Origin of the sequence: Actinomadura sp. WMMB 499 (assembly GCF_008824145.1) — a bacterium.
GTDB lineage: Bacteria > Actinomycetota > Actinomycetes > Streptosporangiales > Streptosporangiaceae > Spirillospora.
Map to the genome: position 1 here is coordinate 8,602,169 of NZ_CP044407.1, position 22,815 is coordinate 8,624,983.

Consider the following 22,815-nt stretch of genomic DNA (forward strand, 5'->3'; position numbering starts at 1 on the left):
TCGGGAGGGACGATCCGGTTCGCTAACGAACGGCTAACGGACGATCAAGAAGGCCGGTCCCCCGTGGCGGAGAACCGGCCTGTGACCTGCGCTTTCTCTGTCGGGACGGCGGGATTTGAACCCACGACCCCTTGACCCCCAGTCAAGTGCGCTGCCAAACTGCGCTACGTCCCGGTGCCTGCCGCGTGCAGCGGGCGTTGATTACTCTAGCGCAGTCCGCGGGGTAGTGCGTACCGGATTCTGAGGACCCCGAGGGTGGTCCGTGATCTTGTGGTGAGGGCCCGTCCCGCATGGTGTGACCTGGGTCACTTGGTGGGGTAGGGGACGGTCCCCGGACGGTCACCGGAAGTGGTGAAGTTCGGGCATCCAGGGAAAACCGGGTTAAAGATACGGGCAGGAGACCCGGAAGGGGACGAATAGTCCTTCGCTGGCGTATGTAGCTTTTTCTCTCGGGGCATGACGCGCCTGATGGGGGAGTGGCTTGGCCGAAGCGGAGGGGGCCCGCACGCCGGGGCTGCACGCGGCGGTGCCCGACCTTGAGGACCTGCGAGGGGCCGCGCACGACCGCGCGGTCATGGCGGAGGCGCGGGTGGTGCTGGCGCGGCGGCTCGGGGTGCCGCCCGGGGAGGCGCTGCAGCACCTGATCTGGCTCGCGCGGGACCTGGACATGGAGCTCGCGGAGGCGGCGGCGCTGGTGGTCAAGGACGTCGGCGCCGGATCGGCGGAGGCGGTGGCCGCGGCGCGGCGGGCGCCGCGGGCGGAGGTGTCGACGACACGGCGGGTCGTGGTGTCGGAGGCCGAGGACGTGCTGGCGCGGGTGACCGCGGAGGACACCGGGGGCGACCAGGAGATCTTGGCGGGGTTGCCGGACGATGTGGTGGCTCGGGGAATCCTGGACGGGGCGCTGGACTCGGCGGCGCACCTGGTGCCGGTGCGGGGACCGGAGGGGAAGGTCGCGGACTTCCTGTACGCGGCGCTGAACGGGCGGGCGAAGGATCTCTTCGGCAGGGGGGCCGAGGAGCTCACGGGGCTTCGGCTGTTGCGGACGGACCCGGGTGCCGCTCTGACCGGGCTGTTCGAGGAGTACGTGGAGGTGCTCGGCGGCGGGGAGACGCTGGATCGCGAGTCGATCATGTACACGACGGCGCAGAGCGGGCTGTCGCGGACGTCGCGGATGAGCGTGCGGTGCGTGCGGGTGCCGACCGGGGTGTGCGTGGTCTGGCGCTACCACAGCAGGGAGGATCGGCTCGCGCGGCGGATGGAGCGGGTGGAGCGCCTCGCCCAGCTGGGGTTCGGCGAGTGGGATCTGGTGACGGGTGAGGCGGAGTGGACGCCGCAGATGCTCGTGAACTACGGGCTGGCCCCGGAAGAGATCCCGCCGATGCCGCACGATCTGCCGAAGGCGGTGGCGGACGACGACCTTCCGCTGGTGGAGGAGGCGCTGCAGACGCTGTTCTCGCGGCGGGAGCCGGTGGAGGCCGAGCACCGGGTGATCGGCGAGGACGGGCGGCCGCGGCATCTGTGGCTGTTCGCGGAGCCGGTGCTGGACGACGCGGGCCTGCCGGTGTCGGTCAACATCGTGTCGCAGGACATCACGCGGCGGCGGGGCGTGGAGCGGGCGCTGGCCGACACCCGGCGGCAGATGCTCAAGCAGCAGGCGCGGACGGCGCAGGAGCGGCGGGTCGCGGTGACGCTGCGGCGCGCGATCCTGCCGGACGAGGGCGAGGTGGAGCGGCTGCCGGGGGTGCGGATCGCGCTGCGCAGCCTGGCGGCGGAGAGCGCGGCCAGGATCGGCGGCGACTGGTTCGCCACGCGGGGGCTGCCGGACGGACGCGGCCTGTTCGCGATCGGGGACGCGGCGGGGCACGGGCTCCCCGCGGCGGCGGCGATGGCGCGGACCCGCAACGGGCTGCTGGGGCTGGCGTTCACGGGCGAGCCGGCGGGACGGCTGGTGGGCTGGCTGAACGAGCTGGTCGGGACGATGGACCCGCCCGCGACGGGCACCGCGATCGTGGGGCACTTCGATCCGAGCCGGGGCGTCATGGAGTGGACGTGCGCGGGGCATCCGCCGCCGATCCTCGTGCGGGAGGGACGGGCCGCGCCGCTGGAGGTCGTACGGGATCCGATGCTCGGCGCCATGCCGGGTTGGGAGTACACGACGATCAACACGCCGCTGGTGCGGGGCGACATGGTCTTCCTGTACACCGACGGGCTGGTGGAGCGCCGGGACGCGGATCTGGACGAGCGCATCGCGCGGCTCACCACGATCCTGGAGGAGGGGTCGGGGCGTCCTGAGGTCGCTCTGGACGAGGTTCTGGCGCGGATGGAGCACGACCGGGCGGCCGACGACACGACCCTGTTCGCGCTGCGGGTCGAGTGATCTGTGACTTAGGACACCCGAAATGCCCTGCCGGGCGGTGTCCGTGCAGGTCGGAGGCACCGTGGCGGCCACTTTGTGGATCTAGAAATGGCGGCGGCGCCATTACCCGTCAGCCCTTGTGCATAAGGGGTTCCGAGGGAGCGGGTAAAGATCGGGAAGAACCTCCTGCGGGTGGGTGTTGGTAAGTCCTTGGAGGGTGCTTGACCAGGGAAAAGATCAATTTTGCTCTGGTTTGCTTTCCCGGGGAAGGTTGGTACCTTCAACTCGAATCTCGCAGCGCGATCCACGCGTTGTAGCCGGCCGTGCCAGGGGCGCGGCCGCCGGTCGCGGAGCGGACCACGCACGCGACGCGCGCCATGCACGCGCGCCCCTCAAGAGCAGTCGCTCAGAGAAATCCGACAATCCAGCGCCGCACCGCGGCGTGAAGGCCGAGTCCGCGTGAGCCCTTAAGGGCCGAGCGGAGCCGGGGACCCAAGTTCCACGGGGTGAATCGGCGTGCCCAGAGCGCGCCGTAGGGCTCTTCCATGCCCGAATCCGTCAGCTAACCCGGTAGGCGTCATGGGAGACAAGGAGATTCCCTGCATGACCGGTCGTTTCGATCGACTTAGCGAGTCCGTGAAGCGCTTCAACCCCCAGACCGCCGTGAAGCGGCTGGCTCCGGAACTCGCGATCAAGCGCATGACCTCCGAAGACCGGGCCGTCGGCGTCGCCGTCGGCGCGGTGCTGGCCGGCGCCGTGGGCCTGACGGTCTTCAACCCGGTCGCCGGTGCGAGCGCGTCCACCGAGGCCACGGCCGCGAACGCGCAGAAGGCCGCCGCGGTGTCGCACACCTCCGAGAAGGCCGCGACGGTCGAGAAGGCGGAGAAGGCCGCCGGGTCCGGGGCGACGATGAGCCTCGCCAGGGCCAAGGCGCACGGGTGGAAGGTCGCGCCCCGCGCCGTCGAGGTGTCCGAGGTGATCGACCTGGCCAAGGAGCAGGTCGGCATCGAGGAAGAGGGCCCGGGCGACATGACCAAGTTCCACGACTGGTGGGTCTCGACCCCGACCGCGAAGACGCTGGCCAGTGATGGCGGCTTCTCGGTGGACGCCTACAAGGGCGCCGCGTGGTGCGACATGTTCGTGTCCTGGCTCGGCGCGCAGACCGGCGTCAAGGGCATGAACTGGGACGCCTACACCGTCACGCACGCCAATTGGTTCAAGGACCAGGACCGCTGGGGCCAGAAGGCCAAGCCCGGCGCGATCGTGTTCTTCGACTGGGGCGCCGGCTCGGACGGTGACATCGGCGACATCGACCACGTCGGCATCGTCGAGAAGGACAACGGCGACGGCACCGTCAGCACCATCGAGGGCAACAGCAACAACGCCGTCGAGGAGAAGACCCGCGACAAGGGCCAGATCGTCGGCTACGGCTACCCCGAGTACGCCTGATCCGCGGATCGCGAAGGCGCCCGGCGCACCGCCGGGCGCCTTCGGCGTTCCGACGGTAATGCGAACCATTGACAGGCTTTGGCCGCGCTTGGACCTCGCCCGCGCGTTCCTGGAAAGGAATCCCTGGCACGCGGAGTAGCGGAGGGAAGGCCCATGCGGGTGCGCCCGGATGTCAGTGTGGTGGTGATCGCCTACAACGACGCGCGTCGGCTGCCCCGGGCGGTCGCCTCGACGCTGGGGCAGTCGCTGCGCGCCGTGGAGACGGTGATCGTGAACGACGCGAGCACCGACCGGACCGGCGAGGTCGCGGACCGGCTCGCCGCCGCGCACCCCGGCCGGGTACGGGCCGTGCACCTGCCGGTCAACTCGGGGGGCTGCGGCCGTCCCCGTAACACCGGGATCGACCGTTCGGACGGCCGGTTCGTGATGTTCCTCGACAGCGACGACCTGCTGGACCGGCACGCGTGCCTCAATCTGGTCGCCGCCGGCGAGGACACCGGCGCCGATCTCGTGTCCGGTCTGTGCACGCGGGTCTTCCTGAACCGGCCGCGGGGCGCGAGGAACCGCACCCGTCCCTGGTACCCGTGGCTGTACGAGCGCAGCGCCGTCTACGGGTCGCTCGGCGAGAACCCCGATCTCCTCTACGACACGCTGTCCACGAACAAGGCGTACCGCAGGGAGTTCCTGGAGGAGTACGGGCTTCGGTTCGTCGAGCGCCTCCACTACGAGGACCTGCTGTTCACCGCCGAGGCCTACCTCTCGGCGCGCCGCACCGCGCTGATCCCGCACCGCGTCTACAACTGGCTGGTCAAGGACGCCGCGGCGGGCCCGTCGATCTCCGACCGGCGGGCCGAACTCGCGAACTTCGCGGACCGGCTGGAGATCCACCGCCGGATCGACATGCTGTTCGCGCTGCGCGGCGCCCACGATCTGAAGCGGGCCAAGGACGTCAAGTTCGTCAACCACGACCTCGTGCTGTACCTGCGGGAGCTGCGCGGCCGCGACCCCGGCCGGCGGGCGCGCTTCCTCGAACTGGCGGCGGGCTACCTCGGCGAGCTGGACCCGCGGGCGATCGAGGATGCCAACCCGATGGCGGCGATCGCCGCGCACCTGGTCCGCGAGGGCGACCACCAGGCGGCGCTGGCCGCCGCGGAGCACCGTTCGGGCCTGGCCGAACTGCGCGCCCCGCTGGCGGAGCGCGACGGCCGGATCTTCTGGGGCGCCCGCCCGCCGCGCGGGGGGCCCGGCCACAGGATCCTGGACGTGACCGGGTTCGGGTTCCACCTGCGGCCGCTGCGCGAGCTGAACCCGGGCAACACGGTGACCCGGCTGGAGGTCCGGGACGGCTGCGCCCGGCTGGCCGGGCACGTCCTGAACCCGCTGGGCAGGGTGCCGCCGGACGCCGACCTGTCCGCCGTGCTGGTGTTCCGGGACCGCCGCGGGCGGGCCCCGGCCGCGCGGATCGGGGCCGACGTCGAGCACCGCGGCGACCGGCTGGACTGGCGCGCCGAGTTCGATCCGCGGCGCTGCGTGCGGCCGGTCGGCTTCGTCGATCCGCTGTGGGACGTCCGCCTGCGCGTCACGGCGAACGGCGAGACGATGGTCACCCGGCCGGGGGCCGGCCCCGGCTCGCCTCCCCTGAACGGCGTCGATCTTCCGGTGCGGCCCCGGCTGTCCCGCCTCGCCGGCGACGTGCTGCGCTCGCGGGTGACCGCGACCGGGCACCTGTCGTTCGTCCTGGACGGGCGCGGCCGCGGCGCGCGGCTGACCGGGGCGCTCGTGCGCGGCGCCGCGGCGACCCGGACGGGACGGCGCTCGTGGCGGCGGGCGCGGCGGCTGCACCGGTCCGCGCGCGGCGCGCTGACCTCCCGCCGGACGAAGGTCGCGGTGTTCAACCGGGTCCTGACGCGGCTTCCGGTCCGGCCCGGGCTGGCGGTGTTCGAGAGCCACCTCGGCCGGTCCTACTCCGACAACCCGAAGTACATCTACCGGGAACTGCGCAGATCCGGTCACGAGGTGGACGCGGTGTGGTCCTACCGGTCGTCGCCGGAGGGGTTCCCGCCCGACGCCAGGCTGGTCCGGCGCGGCTCGTGGGCCTACTACCGGGCGCTCGCGCGGGCGCGGTACTGGGTCGACAACCAGGGCTTCCCGGACGGCCTGCGCAAGCGGCCCGAGACCACCTATATCCAGACCTGGCATGGTTCGGCGGTCAAGCCGATGGGCCTCGACCAGCCGCGGCTGAAGGGCGCCCCCGCGGCGGAACGGCGGCGGCTCCGCCGGATGGTGGACCGCTACGACTGCTTCCTGGTCCGGTCGGAGCACGACGTCCGCACCCTGTGCCCGGCCCTCGGCGTCCGCGCGGAGCTGCTGCCGTCCGGCTATCCCCGTAACGATCCGCTGGTCGCCGGGGTGGACGGCGGACCCGAACCGGCCGCCGAGGCCGCCGAACTGCGCCGCGCGCTCGGGCTGGCGGAGGACGGGCGGCGCCTGCTGCTGTACGCGCCGACGTTCGCGACCGGTCCCCGCGGCCGTCCCGTCCGGACGCTCGCGCCGCCGATCGACCCGGACGCGTTCGCGCGGGACCTGGGGGAGGAGTTCGTGCTGCTCCTGCGCCCCCACTACCTCTGCCGGGCGGACCTCCCGCCGTCCGCGCTCGCGGTCATGCGCGACGTCGGTGACGTGCCCGACGTCACCCCGCTCCTGCTGCTCGCCGACGCGCTGATCACCGACCGCTCGTCGATCATGTTCGACTTCGCGCTGCTGGACCGTCCGATCGTTCTGCACCTGCCGGACGGCGCCGCCGGACCGGGCGCCGGATACGGCGCCGGGTACGTCGACCTCGAGCGGGACGCGCCGGGGCCGATCACCCGGACGGCGGACGAGCTGGCCGCCGTGCTCGCCGGGCTGGACGCGGCGGAGGCGGTGCACGCTCCCCGGCGCCGCGCGTTCGCCGCGCGGTTCGGCGAGCACGACCGCGGCACGGCGGCGCGGACGGTGGTGGAACGCTACTTCGCCGAACGGGGGCGGGCATGCTGACGGGCGGGAACGGCGGCGACGGTGCGGGACGGGACGTCTTCATCGTCTGCAACAACGCCGACGACGTCGGAGGGCTCCAGCGCTGGGCCCACCACATGGCGGGGCTGTTCGCGGCGCGCGGCGACCGGGTCACCCTCGTCGGGATCACCCGCGGCCAGGGCCCCGCCGCGCGCGATCCGGCGGGCGCGTACCGGGTGGCGACGCTGCACGACCGCTGGCGGCCGCCCGCACTCGCCCACCGGCCGCGCTCCGCGCGCGCCCGCCTGGACCCGGCCGCGCGGGGACGCGACGTGTGGCGCGCGGCCGCGCAGCGGCGCGGCGCGGCCCGGCTGTCGGCGCTGTTCGCCGCCGCCCGGCCGGGGGCCGTCGTGATCGTCGCGCAGGTGTGGGCGATGGAGTGGGTGCGGCTCGCCGACACCTCGGGCCTGCGGGTCGTGGGCATGACGCACGAGTCGTACGAGGCCACGCGGCGTTCGTCCCGCCACGGGCGGGTCAGGGAGCACTACGCCCGCGCCGACCGGCTGCTCGCGCTGACCGCCGAGGACGCCGACGCGTGGGCCCGCGCGGGCATGACCAACGCCGACCACATCCCGAACCCGCTGCACGTCGAGCCGTCGGTGTACCCGACGCTCGAGCTGCCGGCCGTCGCCTGCGTGGGGCGGCTGTCGGACGAGAAGGGTGTCGACCTGCTGCTGGAGGCCTGGAAGCGGGCCCGGGAGCGGCGCCCCGGCTGGCGTCTGCACGTCTACGGGACCGGACCGGACGAGGAGGCGCTGCGGCGGCGCGCGGCCGAGGCGGGCCTCGGGGGCTCCGTGGAGTTCCGGGGCGTGGTCGCCGACGTCGAGGACGCGCTCGTCGAGGTGTCGATCTTCGCGCTGCCGTCGCGCGCCGAGGGGTTCCCGATGTCGGTGCTGGAGGCCATGGCGTACGGCCTGCCGACGGTGGCGTTCGACTGCGCGCCCGGCGTCCGCGCCCTGCTCGGGGACGCGGGCGCGGGGGACGCCGGGGTGCTCGTCCCGCCCGGTGACACGGCGGCGTTCGCCGCCGCGCTCGGCCGGCTCATGGACGATCCCGAACTGTGCCGCGAGCTGGGGGCGAACGCGCGCGCGTCCGTCCGGCGGTTCCGGCCGGAGGCCGTCCTCGCCCGCTGGGACCGGCTGTTCGACCTGCTGCACCGCGATCTCCCGGCCGTCCCGGCGGCGGAGCCCGCACGGGACGGCGTCGCGGCGGAGCGGGAACGGCAGCGGGGGCGGGGGCGGCGCGCGCGCGAGGCCGCCGGGGCCGCCGCGTCGGCCTCACCGGCCCCGTCGGCCGGCCGCCGGGCGACGCCTGCGCGGCGGCGAACCGGACGGCCCACGGCGTCGCCCGCCGGGCGGGACGCGGCACCCGCCCTGGAGGGGGATTCTTTCTAACAACTGTTTGGTAGAGTGCGGGCCGTGAACGAGAACGAGTCCCCCGAGGACCGGGCGTTCCGGGCCGAGGTCCGCGACTGGCTCGAGTCCAACCTGTCCGGCGGGTTCGCGCACGCCCGCGGGCTCGGCGGCCCGGGCCGCGAGCACGAGGCGCACGAGGAGCGGCTGGCCTGGGAGCGGCACATGGCCGCCGCCGGCTGGACGTGCGTGGGCTGGCCGAAGGAGCACGGCGGCCGCGGCGCCACCGTCGAGCAGCAGGTGATCTTCCACGAGGAGTACGCGCTCGCCGACGCCCCCGCGCGGGTGAACCACATCGGCGAGAACCTGCTCGGGCCCACGATCATCGCGTTCGGCACCGACGAGCAGCGGGCCCGCTTCCTGCCCCCGATCGTCGCGGTCGAGGAGCTGTGGTGCCAGGGCTACTCCGAGCCCGACGCGGGCTCCGACCTGGCGAACGTCCAGACCCGCGCGGAACTCCGCGACGGGGAGTGGCGCGTCACCGGGCAGAAGGTGTGGACGTCGCTGGCGCTCGAGGCCGACTGGTGCTTCGTCGTGTGCCGCACCGAGCCGGGCTCGTCCCGCCACGCCGGGCTGTCGTACCTGCTGGTGCCGATGGACGCGGACGGCGTCGACGTCCGGCCCATCGTGCAGCTCACCGGCACCTCGGAGTTCAACGAGGTGTTCTTCGACGGGGCCCGCACCGACGCCGGCAACATCGTCGGCGCGCCCGGCGACGGCTGGAAGATCGCGATGGCCACCCTCGGGTTCGAGCGCGGCGTCGCCACCCTCGGCCAGCAGGTCGGATTCCGCCGCGAGTTCGAGGGCGTGCTGGAACTGGCCCGCCGCACCGGCGCGATCGACGACCCGCTGCTGCGCGACCGGCTCGTCCGCTCCCACATGGGTCTGGAGATCATGCGCCTCAACGCGGTGCGCACGATGGCCGGGGTGGCCGCCGGCGCGCCGGGGCCCGAGTCGTCCATCTCCAAACTGGTCTGGGGCACCTGGCACCGCGAGCTCGGCGAGCTGGCCATGGACGTGCTCGGCGCCGCGGGCCTCGTCGCGGGCGGCGAGCCCTACGACCTGAACGACTGGCAGCGGCTGTTCCTGTTCTCCCGCTCCGACACGATCTACGCCGGGTCGAACGAGATCCAGCGCAACATCATCGCCGAGCGCGTGCTCGGGCTCCCACGCGAGCGGCGAGGGACCGAGTGAGGAACGAGCGAAGGAGCGAGCGCGACCATGAACAGAGAGGTCCGCGGATGACACCGCCCCCCTATGTCGAAGGCCACGACCTGCTGAAGGACCGCACCGTCGTGATCACCGCGGCCGCCGGGGCCGGGATCGGCGGCGCCACCGCCCGCCGCTGCCTGGAGGAGGGCGCCCGCGTCCTGATCTCCGACGCGCACGAGCGGCGGCTGGCCGCGTCCGAGAAGGAGCTCGCCGCCGAGTTCGGCGCCGACCGGGTCGCGTCGCTGCCCTGCGACGTCACCTCCGAGGAGCAGGTCGCGGCCCTGTACGGGCTGGCCGTCGAGCGGTTCGGACGGGTGGACGTCGCCGTCAACAACGCGGGTCTCGGCGGCACCTCCGACCTCGTCGACATGCCCGACGACCAGTGGGACCGCGTCCTCGACATCACCCTGAACGGCACGATGCGCTGCACCCGCGCCGCGCTGCGGATCATGCGCGAGCAGGGCTCCGGCGTGATCGTCAACAACGCGTCGGTGATCGGCTGGCGGGCGCAGCGCGGCCAGTCGCACTACGCGGCGGCCAAGGCCGGCGTCATGGCGCTCACCCGCTGCGCGGCGCTGGAGGCCGCCGACTTCGGCGTCCGGATCAACGCGGTCTCGCCGTCCCTGGCCATGCACCCGCACCTGGTCAAGGTCACCTCGGCGGAGCTGCTGGACGAGCTGACGCGCCGGGAGGCGTTCGGGCGCTACGCCGAGCCGTGGGAGGTGGCGAACGTTATCGTCTTCCTGGCCGCCGACTACTCCTCGTACATGACCGGGGAGGTCGTCTCCGTCTCCTCACAGCATCCTTAGGAAGTCCGTAACCCATGAGTCCACGACGGCGCGACGCCGAGGGCACCGCGGCCGCACGCGCGGAACGGCGGGCCGAGCTGCTCGCCACGGCCGCCGAGGTGTTCGCCTCCCAGGGCTACTCCGCCACCACCGTCCGGAAGGTGGCCGACGCCGCCGGGATCCTCGGCGGCAGCCTCTACTACCACTTCGACTCCAAGGAGTCGATGGCCGACGAGATCCTCTCCACCTTCCTGGACGACATGTGGGCCTCCTACGAGCGGGTCCTCGACGAGGGACGCAGCGCGCGCGACACCCTCGAGGGCATCGTCGTGGAGTCGTTCCGCTCGATCGACCGGCACCGCCCGGCCGTCGTGATCTACCAGAACGAGTCGAAGCACCTGGCGACCAGCGAGCGGTTCCGGTACCTGCTGGACTCGCAGCGCCGGTTCGAGGAGATGTGGCTGGCGCTCCTCGACCGGGGCGTCCGGGAGGGCGCGTTCCGCGCCGACCTCGACCGGACGCTGATCTACCGGTTCATCCGCGACACGGTCTGGGTGGCGGCGAACTGGTACCAGCCCGGTGGGCGGCTGTCCGCCGACGACATCGCCAAGCACTATCTCGCCATGTTCCTGGAAGGAATCCAGGCGACCTGACCCCCGGAGGCCGGTTCCGCCGGGGACCGGCCCGCTGACGCCCCCCACGAAGGAGAGACCATGGCCGAGGCCTACATCGTCGAAGCGGTCCGCGCGCCGGTCGGGCGGCGCGGCGGCGGGCTCGCCGGAGCGCACCCCGCCGACCTGGGCGCGCACGCCCTGACCGCGCTGATGGACCGCGCGAAGGTCGACCCGGCCGCCGTCGAGGACGTGGTGTTCGGCTGCGTGGACACGGTCGGCCCGCAGGCCGGCGACATCGCCCGCACCTGCTGGCTGGCGGCCGGGCTGCCCGAGGAGGTCCCCGGCGTCACCGTCGACCGCCAGTGCGGGTCCTCGCAGCAGGCCGTGCACTTCGCGGCGCAGGCCGTCCTGTCCGGGACGTCCGACCTGGTGGTCGCGGGCGGCGTGCAGAGCATGTCGCAGATCCCGATCTCCTACGCGATGATCGCCGGCGAGCAGCTCGGTTTCACGCAGGGCCCGTTCGCCGGCTCCAAGGGCTGGGTGCGGCGCTACGGCGACGGCGAGGTGTCGCAGTTCGGCGGCGCCGAGATGATCGCCCGCGACTGGGACCTGTCCCGCGAGGACATGGAGGCCTTCGCCTACGAGTCGCACCGCCGCGCCGTCCGGGCCATCGACGAGGGCCGGTTCGCGCGCGAGATCGTCCCGTTCGAGGGCGTCGAGCACGACGAGGGCCCGCGCCGGGACACGTCCCTGGAGAAGATGGCCGGGCTGAAGACGCTCGTGGACGGCGGCCGCCTCACCGCCGCGCTGTCGTCGCAGATCTCCGACGGCTCCGCCGCCCTGCTCATCGCCTCCGAGCAGGCCGTCAAGGACCACGGCCTCACCCCGCGCGCCCGGATCCACCACCTCTCCGCGCGCGGCGAGGACCCGATCCGGATGCTCTCGGCGCCGATCCCCGCGACCGCGCACGCGCTGAAGAAGACCGGGATGACGATCGGCGACTTCGACGCCGTCGAGATCAACGAGGCGTTCGCGTCCGTCGTCCTGGCCTGGCTGAAGGAGACCGGCGCCGATCCCGCGGTCGTCAACCCCAACGGCGGCGCCATCGCGCTCGGCCACCCGCTCGGCGCGACCGGCGCCCGCCTGATGACGACGCTGCTGCACGAGCTCGAGCGCACCGGCGGCCGCTACGGCCTCCAGACGATGTGCGAGGGCGGCGGGCAGGCCAACGTCACCGTCATCGAACGCCTCTGAGGAGCGGCCGGGCCCGTGCGTCGTCGCGGGCCCGGTTCATTCCACCGATGTCAGACCCGGACGAGTCGCACTCGATCTCCGCAAAGCTGGAACATGTCGTCGATGTCTGAGGTCAGCATCGCCACTGGGCCCGGTTGACGGAGGGCGACCCCGGCGACCGTCGCGTCGATCGCGTACTTGTGTCCGTGCAGGCCGGTGGATTTCAGCAGTTCTGCCGCGGCCTCGGCCGTCTGCCCGGTCACCGGCTCGATCGGGCGTCGACGCGTTCGCGTGACCCCCGGCCCGCGGAGCCGTGGCCGCGTTCGGCATAATCTCCTATCAAATATATGAAAGGGGATCGGGCCGGTGATCGATGTCGCGGGCTGGGCGCCGGAGGCGCACGAGACGACCGAGGTGATCGGGCCCGCGCCGGCGGCGGCGCTCGCCGGGGTGCTGGACACCGGGGCGCCGGGGGAGGAACTGCCCCCGCTGTGGCAGTGGCTGTACTTCCTCGAACGTCCGGCGCAGCGGGAACTCGGCGCCGACGGGCATCCCCGGGAGGGCCGGTTCCTGCCGCCGATCCCCGACCGGCGCCGCATGTTCGCCGGCGGCAGGTTCCGGATCGCCGAGCCGATCCGCGTCGGCGACACCGTCACCCGGCGGGACGAGCTGGCCTCGACGGCGGTCAAGACCGGACGCACCGGCGAGATGCTGTTCGTCACCGTGCGGCACACGTTCCTGCGGGACGGCACGGAGATCGCGGTCGAGGAGCAGGACCTCGTCTACCGCAGCGGCGACGCCGCGCCGCGCCCGTCCGCGCCGTCGCCGGAGGCTCCGGTCGTGGACGCGCCGTGGACGCTGCCGGTCACCGCCGATCCGGCCCTGCTCTTCCGGTTCAGCGCGCTCACCTACAACGCCCACCGCATCCACTACGACGAGCGGTACGCCACCGAGGTCGAGGGGCATGCCGGGCTCGTCGTGCACGGCCCGCTGCTGGCGATCCTGTGCCTGGAACTGCCGCGCCGGGCGGGCGTGCGGGTGCGGGAACTGTCGTTCCGCGCCCGCACGCCCGTCTTCGCGGGGCGGCCGTTCGCGGCGGCGGGCGGTCCGGACGGCGCGCTGTCGATCGAGGCGCCGGGCGGCGTCACCGCGATGACCGCGACGTTCGCCGCCTCGCCCTGATCGGCCGGCCGACGGCTCCGGGCCCGTCAGTCGACGTCGATCCAGCCGTAGGTGCGTTCGACGGCTTTCTTCCAGCCTGCGTAGCCCTCGGCGCGGCGTTCCTCGTCCCAGGTGGGTTCCCAGCGTTTGTCTTCGTTCCAGTTGTTTTGGAGTTCGTCGGTGCCGGTCCAGAAGCCGGTGGCCAGGCCGGCGGCGTAGGCGGCGCCCAGGGCGGTGGTTTCGGCGACGACGGGGCGTGAGACCGGGACGCCCAGGATGTCGGCTTGGAGTTGCATGCACAGTTCGTTGGCGGTGACGCCGCCGTCGACTTTGAGGGTGTCGAGGGTGACGCCGGAGTCGGTGTGCATGGCTTCGACGACGTCGCGGGTCTGGTAGCAGATCGATTCGAGGGTGGCGCGGGCGAGGTGGGCGTTGGTGTTGTAGCGGGACAGGCCGACGATGGCGCCGCGGGCGTCGGAGCGCCAGTAGGGGGCGAACAGGCCGGAGAAGGCGGGGACGAAGTAGACGCCGCCGTTGTCGTCGACTTGGCGGGCGAGGTTTTCTGATTGGGCGGCGCCGGAGATGATGCCGAGTTGGTCGCGGAGCCATTGGACGGCCGAGCCGGTGACGGCGATGGATCCTTCGAGGGCGTAGACGGGTTTGTTGTCGCCGAATTGGTAGCAGATGGTGGTGAGCATGCCGGCTTGGGAGCGGATGAGTTGGTGGCCGGTGTTGAGCAGGAGGAAGTTGCCGGTGCCGTAGGTGTTTTTGGCCTGTCCGGGGGCGAAGCAGACCTGGCCGACGGTGGCGGCCTGCTGGTCGCCCAGGATGGCGGTGATGGGGATTTCGCCGTCCAGGGCGCGGGTGGTGCCGTAGGGGTCGGGGACCGAGGAGGGGGCGATGGCCGGGAGCATGGCGGGGGGGATGGTGAACAGGGCGAGGAGTTCCTCGTCCCAGTCGAGGGTTTCCAGGTTCATGAGCATGGTGCGGGAGGCGTTGGTGACGTCGGTGGTGTGGACGCCGCCGTGGGGGCCGCCGGTGAGGTTCCACAGGATCCAGGTGTCCATGGTGCCGAAGACGGCTTGGCCTTGTTCGGCGTCGTGGCGGGCTTGGGGGACGTTGTCGAGGATCCATTGGATTTTGCCGGCGGCGAAGTAGGTGGCGGGTGGGAGGCCGGAGCGGTGGCGGATGGTGGGGGCGTGTCCGTCGCGCTGGAGGGCGGCGGCGATGCGGTCGGTGCGGGTGTCTTGCCAGACGATGGCGTTGTGGTAGGGGCGTCCGGTGCGGCGGTTCCAGACCAGGGTGGTTTCGCGTTGGTTGGTGATGCCCAGGGCGTGCAGGTCGGTGTGGTGCAGGTGGGCTTTGTTGAGGGTGGTCTGGATGACGGCGCGGGTGCGTTCCCAGATTTCGGTGGGGTTGTGCTCGACCCATCCGGCTTGGGGCAGGATCTGCTGGTGTTCGAGTTGGTGGCGGGCGATCTCGTTGCCGCCGTGGTCGAAGATCATGAAACGGGTGCTGGTCGTGCCCTGATCCAGCGCCCCGACGAAGTCAGCCATGCGCGCGTTCTCCTCCGGTGTCGTACTCCGGTTCGGGCTTGGTGGGCAGTTCGTCCTCTTCGGGCGGCAGGAACCGTCCGATCAGCACCTTGTACAGGCCCGCGCCGAGGACGCCGCCGACCAGCGGGCCGACGATCGGCACCCAGAAGTACAGGTGGCCGTACTGGTCGCGCCACGCGCCTCCGTAACCGGTGAGGAAGGACGCCAGCCGGGGGCCGAAGTCGCGGGCCGGGTTGATCGCGTACCCGGCGTTGGTGCCCCACGCCATCCCGATCCCCACCACCACGAGGCCGATGAGGAACGGCGTCAGGTTGGCCAGCGGCGGCGAGTTCCGCGCGTCCGTGAGCGCCAGGATCAGGAAGAGCAGGATCGCGGTGCCGATGATCTGGTCGCGGAACCCGCCCCAGGTGCCCACCGGGAACTCGCCGTTGCCGGGCAGGGTCGAGAAGACGCCCTGGGTCTTGATCGTGTGGCCGGGATCGGCCTCGGCGAGCACCTCGCTGTAGTTCCAGCGGACGAGCAGCGCCGCGACGAACGCGCCGAGCGTCTGCGCGAGGACGAACGGCGCGACCTTGCGCCACGCGAAGCCCTTGAAGACCGCCAGGGCGACGGTGACGGCGGGGTTCAGGTGGGCGCCGCTGATGCGCGCGGCGACGTAGACGCCGAGCGTGACGCCGAGGCCCCAGGCCCAGGCGATGCTGTCGTGGTCACCGACGCCGGCCGCGCCGACCTGGGCGACGACACCGACGCCGAACAGGATGAGGATCATGGTGCCGCCGAACTCCGCGCAGAGTTCGGCGGCCGGGGACGGCGTGCGTGGAAGTGTCGGGGTCCGTGGTTTCTGCGCCATGTGCGCTCCCTCGGCTGCGGTCCTGGACGCGAGCCCCGTGAGGCCGACCCGGACGCTAGGTCGGGAACGAACGTCACACAACGGGCGTGTGCCGACAATGTCGAACACTTTCGCCTTCGTTCGGCGGAGGTTACCCTCCAGAAGGTGCACCAGATCACAGAATCCGGGCCGCTACCGGGGGATGTCACGGCATTGACGACGGCTGTCGACATTGTCGGCACATCGTCCGGAGATCTAGCATCGGATTCATGCCGGGACCGGTGCAGTCGATCGAGCGGGCCGCCGCCATCCTGCGGCTGCTCGCCGCCAGCCCGGGCCGGCTCGGCGTGGGCGAGATCGCCGGGTCGCTCGGCCTCGCCCGCGGCACCGCGCACGGCATCCTGCGCACCCTTGAGCGGGTCGGGTTCGTCGAGCAGGACGAGGGCAGCGGCAAGTACCAGCTCGGCGCGGCCCTGCTGCACCTCGGTACCAGCTACCTGGACGTCAACGAGCTGCGGTCCCGCGCGATCAACTGGGCCGACGCCCTCGCCTCCCGCAGCGGCGAGGCCGTCCGCATCGGGACCCTGCTCGAGGGCCGGGTGCTGGTCGTGCACCACGTGTTCCGTCCCGACGACACCCTCCAGTCGATGGACGTCGGGTCGCTGCTGCCGATCCATGCGACCGCGCTCGGCAAGGCGCTGCACGCCCACGACGCGAACGCGGCGGCGTCCATCCGGGACACGGTCCTGGAGGCCTACTGCCGCCGCACCATCACCGACCCGCGCGAACTGGCCCGCGCGGCGGCGCGTGTACGGGACAACGGCTGGGCCGCCGAGGTCGAGGAGCTGTCGGTCGGCGAGGCCGGGATCGCCGCGCCGATCCGCGGGCACGGCGGGCTGGTCGTCGGCGCCATCGGCATCTCCGGCGCGGTCGAGCGGATCTGCGACCCCCGCCGCGCGCCGCGTCCGGAGCTGGTCGCCTTCGTGCGCGACGCGGCCCGCGCCGTCTCCCGGGACGTGGGCGGCTCGCGCTGGTGACGGCCGGTCCCCGGCGGGGTGCCGCCCGTGACCGAACGCTACGTCATGTCGATCGACCAGGGCACGACCTCCACCCGGTGCATCCTCTTCGACCACGGCGGCCGCCTGGTGTCGGTCGCGCAGCGCGAGCACCGCCAGTACTTCCCCAGGCCGGGCTGGGTCGAGCACGACCCGATGGAGATCTGGCGCAACCTGGAGCGGATCGCCCCCGAGGCCCTCGACCAGGCGGGCGTCACCGCCGACCGCGTCGCCGCCGTCGGGATCGCGAACCAGCGCGAGACGACCGTCCTGTGGGACCGCCTCACCGGTGCGCCGATCGGGCGCGCGATCGTCTGGCAGGACACCCGCACGGACGCCCTGGTGGGCGAACTGGGCCGCGACCCCCGCGCGGCGATGGTCGCCGAGCGCAGCGGCCTCCCGCTGGCCACCTACTTCTCCGCGCCGCGCATCCGCTGGATGCTGGACCACAAGCCCGGGCTGCGGGAGCGCGCCGAACGCGGCGAGGTGCTGTTCGGGACGATGGAGAGCTGGCTGATCTGGAACCTGAGCGGCGGCGTGCACGGCGGCGTCCACGTCACCGACGTCACCAACGCGGGCCGCACCCTGCTCATGGACCTGCGCACCCTCGACTGGGACGACGGCCTGCTCGACTTCTTCGGGGTGCCGCGGGCGATGCTGCCGGGCATCCGGTCGTCCGCCGAGACCTACGCGACGGCCGGCCGGGTGATCCCGGGGGTCCGGGTCGCCGCCGCGCTGGGCGACCAGCAGGCCGCGCTGTTCGGGCAGACCTGCTTCGCGGCGGGGGAGACCAAGTGCACCTACGGGACCGGCGCGTTCCTGCTGATGAACACCGGGACGGAGCCCGTCCGGTCGGAGAACGGGCTGCTCACCACCGTCGGTTACAAGATCGGGGACGAACCGGCGGTGTACGCGCTGGAGGGCTCCATCGCGATCACCGGGGCGCTGGTGCAGTGGTTCCGGGACGGGCTCGGGCTGATCGGCACCGCGCCGGAGATCGAGACGCTCGCCCGCACGGTCGACGACAACGGCGGCTGCTACATCGTCCCCGCGTTCTCCGGCCTGTTCGCCCCGCACTGGCGCAGCGAGGCGCGCGGGATCATCGTCGGCCTGACGTCCTACATCACCAAGGGGCACCTGGCGCGGGCGGTCCTGGAGGCGACCGGCTGGCAGACCCGCGAGGTCGTCGACGCGATGAACCGCGACTCCGGCCTGGGGCTGCGCGAGCTGAAGGCCGACGGCGGCATGACCGCGGACAACCTGCTCATGCAGATGGTCGCCGACATGCTGAACGTCCCGGTGGCGCGGCCGATGGTGGTCGAGACCGTCTCGCTCGGCGCCGCGTACGCGGCCGGGCTCGCCGTCGGCTACTGGGCCGGGCTGGAGGGGCTGCGGAGCAACTGGCACCGGGCGGCCCGCTGGGTCCCGGCCATGGACGCCGACCGCCGCGACGCCGAGTACGGCAACTGGCAGCGCGCGGTCGAGCGCACCTTCGACTGGATGCGCGCGGGCGAGGAACCGTCCCGCCGCCCCTGACCCTGACCCGGAGCCGGTGCCGGCCCCGGGCGCACGCCCGGCCGGACGCGCCCGGCCGGACGCGCCCGGTCAGATGCGGTGCCGCCCGACGAGCTGCTTGACGATCACATTGCGCTGGATCTCGTTCGTCCCCTCGCCGACGATCATCAGCGGGGCGTCTCGGAAGTAGCGCTCGACGTCGAACTCGGTGGAGTAGCCGGCCGCGCCGTGGATGCGGACGGCGTTCAGCGCGATCCGCATCGCCGCCTCCGACGCGTACAGCTTCGCCATGCCCGCCTCCATGTCGCAGCGCTCGCCCGCGTCCAGCCGCGCCGCCGCGTCGAGCGTCAGCAGCCGCGCGGCGCGCAGCTCGGTGGCCATGTCGGCGAGGTGGTTGCCGACGGACTGGTGCTCCCAGATCGGCTTCCCGAACGACTCGCGCTCCTGCGCGTACCGCAGCGAGTCCTCGAGCGCGGCGCGGCCGACGCCGAGGGCCCGCGCCGCGACCTGGATACGGCCGACCTCGAGCCCGCGCATCATCTGCGCGAAGCCGCGCCCCTCGTCGCCGCCGAGCACCGCGTCGAGCGGGGCCTCGTACCCGTCGAAGGCCAGCTCGCAGCTCTCCACGCCCTTGTACCCGAGCTTGGGCAGATCGCGGGACACGGTGAGGCCGGGCCCCTGCTCGGCCAGCAGGATGCTCATCCCGCGATGCCGCGGCGTCGCGTCCGGGTCGGTCTTGCACAGCAGCGCGATGAGCCCGGACCGGCGCGCGTTGGTGATCCACATCTTGGCGCCGGAGACGACGTACCGGTCGCCCTCGCGCCGCGCGACCGTGGTCATGGCCTGCAGGTCGGAGCCGCCGGACGGCTCGGTCAGCGCCATCGTGGCGCGCAGCTCGCCCGTCGCCATCCGCGGCAGGTACCGGGCCTTCTGCTCCTCCGTGCCGAACACCGACAGCAGGTGCGAGACGACCGTGTGCCCGCCGAACGCCCCGGCGAGCGTCATCCAGCCGCGCGCCAGCTCCTCGGTGACCAGCGCGTAGCAGGACTTCGACACCATCGCCTCGCCGTAGGGGCCGGGCACGGCGAGGCCGAAGACGCCCAGCTCCTTCATCCGGTCGATGAGCCGCTCCGGGTAGGCGTTCGCGTGCTCCAGCTCCCGCGCCGCGGGCCGGACCTCCCGGTCGACGAAGTCCGCGACGACCTCCACGATGGCGCGTTCCTCCGCGCCGAGTCCGTACATCGCCACGTCTCTCCGCCTCACCGTTCCGAGAATGCTATTTCATATATTTGATAGGGAGACCCCTCGCTGTCAACGCGGGGCCGCCATAATGTGTGCACCAGACCCCGTCCGGGAGGCGATGACCGTGTCCATCTCCGGTGAGCCCGTCCCCGGTGAGACCCTCTCCGGCGACGCGCCGCCCGGCGGCCGGCCGCTCGGCCGGCGCCGCCAGCTCAGCGACGAGGTCGCCGCGTACGTCCGCGAGCTGATCATGTCCGGGCGGGTGCGGCACGGGGAGTTCCTCCGCCTGGAGCGGGTCGCCGACGACCTCGGCATCAGCGTCACGCCGGTCCGGGAGGCGCTGCTCTCGCTGCGCGGCGAGGGGTTCGTCACGCTGGTGCCGCGCCGTGGGTTCATGCCCGCGCCGCTGTCGCGGCAGGACGTCGGGGACCTGTTCGAGGCGCAGGCGTACTTCGCCGGCGAGCTGGCCGCCCGCGCCGCCGAGAAGGTCGGCGAGGACGTGCTCGCCGAGCTGGCGCGCACGCAGGAGCGGCTGGAGGAGGCCTCCCGGGCGCGCGACGCCGAGGGCATCGAGCAGGCCAACCACCGCTTCCACCGGTCGATCAACATCTGCGCGGCCTCGCCGAAGACGTCCTGGCTGCTCCAGCTCGTGGTGCGGTACGCGCCCCGCCGCTTCTTCTCCAGCATCGACGGCTGGAGCCAGGCCTCGGTGGACGATCACCACCTCGTCCTCGCGGCGCTGCGCGCGGGCGACGCGGACGCTGCCCGGCAGGCGATGCGCGCCCACATCCGGCACGCGGGCACGCTGCTGGTCGTGCACCTGGAGGGGCGGGGCTTCTGGGACGACGCGGGAACCGGCTGAGGTCCCCGCCGGGGCTTCCCTTCCGGCATCTCCGCCAATATCGTATAAAAAATTGCCGACGTGGAGGTGAGGATGGCGGACCGGCTTCGGCAGACCCACGGGCTGTCGGACGAGCAGCGGGAGATCCTCGCGACCGTGCGGGCGTTCGTCGACAAGGAGATCCTCCCGGTCGCGACCGAGCTCGAGCACGCCGACGAGTACCCCCGGGCGATCGTGGACGGCATGCGCGACCTCGGCCTGTTCGGCCTGACGATCGCCGAGGAGCACGGCGGGCTCGGCGAGTCGCTGCTGACCTACGCCCTCGTCGTGGAAGAGCTGGCGCGCGGCTGGATGAGCGTGTCGGGCGTCATCAACACGCATTTCATCGTGGCCTGGATGATCGACCGGCACGGCACGCCGGAGCAGCGGGCCCACTACCTGCCGAAGATGGCCGCCGGCGAGATCCGGGGCGCCTTCTCCATGTCCGAGCCCGACTGCGGTTCCGACGTCTCCGCGATCCGGACCCGTGCCGTCCCCGACGGCGACCACCACGTCGTCGACGGCCAGAAGATGTGGGTCACCAACGGCGCGTCCGCGAACCTCGTCGCCACGCTCGTCAAGACCGACCCGGACGCCGGGCACCGGGGCATGACGACGTTCCTGGTCGACAAGACGCCCGGCTTCGGCGAGGTCGCGCCCGGCCTGACGATCCCCCGCAAGATCGACAAGATGGGGTACAAGGGCGTCGACACGACCGAGATGGTCTTCGACTCCCACCGCATCCCGTCCGCGCGGATCCTCGGCGGAGAGCCCGGCCGCGGCTTCTACCAGATGATGGACGGCGTCGAGGTCGGCCGCGTGAACGTCGCGGCGCGCGGGTGCGGCGTCGCGATGCGGGCCTACGAGCTGGCCCGCGACTACGCCCGCCGCCGCGAGACGTTCGGCCGCCCGATCGCCGAGCACCAGGCCGTCCTGTTCCGGCTGGCGGAGATGGCGACCAAGGTCGAGGCGGCCCACCAGATGGTGGTGATGGCGGCGCGCCGCAAGGACTCCGGCGAGCGCAACGACCTCGAGGCGGGGATGGCGAAGTACCTCGCGGGCGAGTACTGCAAGGAGGTCGTCGAGGCGTCCTTCCGGATCCACGGCGGCTACGCGTACTCGAAGGAGTTCGAGATCGAGCGGCTGTACCGGGAGGCGCCCATGCTCCTCATCGGCGAGGGCACCGCCGACATCCAGAAGATGATCATCGGCCGCCGGCTGCTGGAGGACTGAGCACGTGCTGCCCCTCGAACTGCCCCTCGCAGGGATCACGGTCGTCGCGCTGGAGCAGGCCGTGGCGGCGCCGTTCGCGTCCCGCCAGCTCGCCGACCTCGGTGCCCGCGTCGTCAAGGTCGAGAAGGTGGACGGCGGCGACTTCGCCCGCGCCTACGACTCGGGCGTGCGCGGCCGGCTCGGCACCCACTTCGCCTGGCTGAACCGCTCGAAGGAGTCGGTCGCGGTCGACCTGAAGAGCCCCGAGGGCCGCGAGATCCTGGACGACCTGATCGCCGGCGCCGATGTGTTCCTGCAGAACCTCGCGCCCGGCGCGGCGGACCGTCTCGGCTTCGGGGCCGGGCGGCTCCGGGAGCGCGACCCCCGGCTCATCGTCGTCGACATGTCCGGGTACGGGTCCAGCGGTCCGTACCGGGACAAGCGCGCCTACGACATGCTCGTCCAGGCCGAGGCGGGGCTGATCTCGGTCACCGGCACCCCGGAGACGCCGGTGAAGGCGGGGTCGCCGATCTCCGACATCGCCGCCGGGATGTACGCGTTCTCGGGCGTCCTCGCGGCGCTCGTCCGGCGCGGGACGACCGGGCAGGGCGCGGCCGTCGAGGTCAGCATGTTCGACGCGGTCGCCGAGTGGATGGGCCAGACGATGTACACCACGATGTACACGGGCGCCGTGCCGCCGCGCGCGACGCTGAGCCATCCGGTGATCGCCCCCTACGACGCCTATCCGACGGCCGACGGCGCCGACGTCGTCATCGGCGTGCAGAGCGACTCGGGGTGGGCGGCGCTCGCCACCGGCGTGCTCGACCGTCCGGACCTGGTCGCCGACCCCGACTACGCGACGAACATGGCGCGGGTGCGCAACCGGGAGAAGGTCGACGCGCTCGTCGCGTCCGTGACCGCGCGGCTGGGCCGGGAGGAGCTGCTGCGGCGGCTGGACGGGGCGGGCGTCCCGAACGCGACGCTGAACGACGGGCACGGCCTGGTCGCCCATCCGCAGCTCGCCGAACGCGACCGCTGGCGCGACGTCGGGTCCCCGGTGGGGGACATCCGGGCGCTCCTGCCGCCGATCACCCTGGCCGGGGCCGAGCCGCGGATGGACCCGGTCCCGGCGCTCGGGGAGCACACCGACGCGGTGCTCGCCGAACTGGGACGCGACGCCGCCGAGATCGCCCGGCTGCGGTCCGCCGGACGCATCGGCTGAAGCGGGCCGCCGGAGGCGGCTA

18 protein-coding genes, 1 tRNA gene and 1 riboswitch are annotated in these 22,815 nt (G+C 72.6%); of the genes, 14 read left to right on the top strand and 5 right to left on the bottom strand.

Annotated features, from left to right (window positions below):
* Positions 1–100: 100 nt before the first annotated feature.
* Positions 101–174: transfer RNA gene (locus F7P10_RS39265), tRNA-Pro, on the bottom strand.
* A 307-nt stretch (positions 175–481) separates the two neighbouring features.
* Between F7P10_RS39265 and F7P10_RS45225 the strand changes: the two genes are divergently transcribed.
* From F7P10_RS45225 to F7P10_RS39305, 8 genes are all read left to right on the top strand, one after another.
* Positions 482–2,380, top strand: a complete 1,899-nt coding sequence (locus F7P10_RS45225) for a PP2C family protein-serine/threonine phosphatase (protein ID WP_302851408.1) — start codon at positions 482–484, stop codon at positions 2,378–2,380.
* A gap of 416 nt (positions 2,381–2,796) precedes the next feature.
* Positions 2,797–2,952: riboswitch (cyclic di-AMP (ydaO/yuaA leader) on the top strand.
* A gap of 43 nt (positions 2,953–2,995) precedes the next feature.
* A complete protein-coding gene (locus F7P10_RS39275; RefSeq protein WP_254716249.1) occupies positions 2,996–3,808 on the top strand; it encodes a CHAP domain-containing protein in 813 nt (270 codons plus the stop codon).
* Between the two features lie 153 nt (positions 3,809–3,961).
* A complete protein-coding gene (locus F7P10_RS39280; RefSeq protein WP_151017069.1) occupies positions 3,962–6,844 on the top strand; it encodes a CDP-glycerol glycerophosphotransferase family protein in 2,883 nt (960 codons plus the stop codon).
* Positions 6,838–8,256, top strand: coding sequence for a glycosyltransferase (locus F7P10_RS39285; RefSeq protein ID WP_151017070.1), 1,419 nt, complete (start codon positions 6,838–6,840; stop codon positions 8,254–8,256). The genes F7P10_RS39280 and F7P10_RS39285 overlap by 7 nt, the downstream gene beginning before the upstream one ends.
* Positions 8,257–8,280: 24 nt before the next feature.
* Entirely contained in the window at positions 8,281–9,468 is a 1,188-nt protein-coding gene (locus F7P10_RS39290) for an acyl-CoA dehydrogenase family protein (protein ID WP_151017071.1), read from the top strand.
* A gap of 47 nt (positions 9,469–9,515) precedes the next feature.
* Complete coding sequence (locus F7P10_RS39295) at positions 9,516–10,295, top strand: SDR family oxidoreductase (RefSeq protein ID WP_151017072.1); 780 nt, start codon at positions 9,516–9,518, stop codon at positions 10,293–10,295.
* Between the two features lie 14 nt (positions 10,296–10,309).
* Positions 10,310–10,927 carry a TetR/AcrR family transcriptional regulator gene (locus F7P10_RS39300; RefSeq protein WP_151017073.1) on the top strand — a complete coding sequence of 206 codons (618 nt, stop codon included), beginning with the start codon at positions 10,310–10,312 and terminating at the stop codon, positions 10,925–10,927.
* Between the two features lie 60 nt (positions 10,928–10,987).
* Positions 10,988–12,142, top strand: a complete 1,155-nt coding sequence (locus F7P10_RS39305) for an acetyl-CoA C-acetyltransferase (protein WP_151017074.1) — start codon at positions 10,988–10,990, stop codon at positions 12,140–12,142.
* Positions 12,143–12,192: 50 nt separating this feature from the next.
* On the opposite strand, the gene F7P10_RS39310 is transcribed toward F7P10_RS39305, so the two are convergent.
* Positions 12,193–12,384: a hypothetical protein gene (locus tag F7P10_RS39310; protein WP_218040279.1), complete on the bottom strand. Its 192-nt coding sequence runs from the start codon at positions 12,382–12,384 to the stop codon at positions 12,193–12,195.
* 103 nt (positions 12,385–12,487) lie between these two features.
* Between F7P10_RS39310 and F7P10_RS39315 the strand changes: the two genes are divergently transcribed.
* Positions 12,488–13,303, top strand: coding sequence for a MaoC family dehydratase N-terminal domain-containing protein (locus F7P10_RS39315; RefSeq protein ID WP_151017075.1), 816 nt, complete (start codon positions 12,488–12,490; stop codon positions 13,301–13,303).
* A 26-nt stretch (positions 13,304–13,329) separates the two neighbouring features.
* Here F7P10_RS39315 and glpK (F7P10_RS39320) read toward each other — a convergent pair whose 3' ends face one another.
* Positions 13,330–14,838: a glycerol kinase GlpK gene (glpK, locus tag F7P10_RS39320; protein ID WP_151017076.1), complete on the bottom strand. Its 1,509-nt coding sequence runs from the start codon at positions 14,836–14,838 to the stop codon at positions 13,330–13,332.
* Positions 14,831–15,688: an MIP/aquaporin family protein gene (locus tag F7P10_RS39325; protein ID WP_151017077.1), complete on the bottom strand. Its 858-nt coding sequence runs from the start codon at positions 15,686–15,688 to the stop codon at positions 14,831–14,833. The genes glpK (F7P10_RS39320) and F7P10_RS39325 overlap by 8 nt, the downstream gene beginning before the upstream one ends.
* Positions 15,689–15,936: 248 nt before the next feature.
* Here F7P10_RS39325 and F7P10_RS39330 point away from each other — a divergent pair, with 248 nt between their 5' ends.
* Together F7P10_RS39330 and glpK (F7P10_RS39335) are read left to right on the top strand one after the other, a co-directional pair.
* Entirely contained in the window at positions 15,937–16,704 is a 768-nt protein-coding gene (locus F7P10_RS39330; protein ID WP_151017078.1) for an IclR family transcriptional regulator, read from the top strand.
* 27 nt (positions 16,705–16,731) lie between these two features.
* Entirely contained in the window at positions 16,732–18,258 is a 1,527-nt protein-coding gene (gene glpK, locus F7P10_RS39335; protein ID WP_151017079.1) for a glycerol kinase GlpK, read from the top strand.
* 69 nt (positions 18,259–18,327) lie between these two features.
* On the opposite strand, the gene F7P10_RS39340 is transcribed toward glpK (F7P10_RS39335), so the two are convergent.
* Entirely contained in the window at positions 18,328–19,479 is a 1,152-nt protein-coding gene (locus F7P10_RS39340) for an acyl-CoA dehydrogenase family protein (protein WP_151018594.1), read from the bottom strand.
* Positions 19,480–19,597: 118 nt separating this feature from the next.
* On the opposite strand from F7P10_RS39340, the gene F7P10_RS39345 reads away from it, so the two are divergent.
* The 3 genes from F7P10_RS39345 (at position 19,598) to F7P10_RS39355 (ending at position 22,793) form a co-directional block, all read left to right on the top strand.
* On the top strand, positions 19,598–20,341 hold the full coding sequence (locus F7P10_RS39345) for a GntR family transcriptional regulator (RefSeq protein WP_151017080.1): 744 nt from the start codon (positions 19,598–19,600) through the stop codon (positions 20,339–20,341).
* Positions 20,342–20,413: 72 nt separating this feature from the next.
* On the top strand, positions 20,414–21,592 hold the full coding sequence (locus tag F7P10_RS39350) for an acyl-CoA dehydrogenase family protein (RefSeq protein ID WP_151017081.1): 1,179 nt from the start codon (positions 20,414–20,416) through the stop codon (positions 21,590–21,592).
* Positions 21,593–21,596: 4 nt separating this feature from the next.
* A complete protein-coding gene (locus F7P10_RS39355) occupies positions 21,597–22,793 on the top strand; it encodes a CaiB/BaiF CoA-transferase family protein (protein WP_151017082.1) in 1,197 nt (398 codons plus the stop codon).
* Positions 22,794–22,815: the final 22 nt, after the last annotated feature.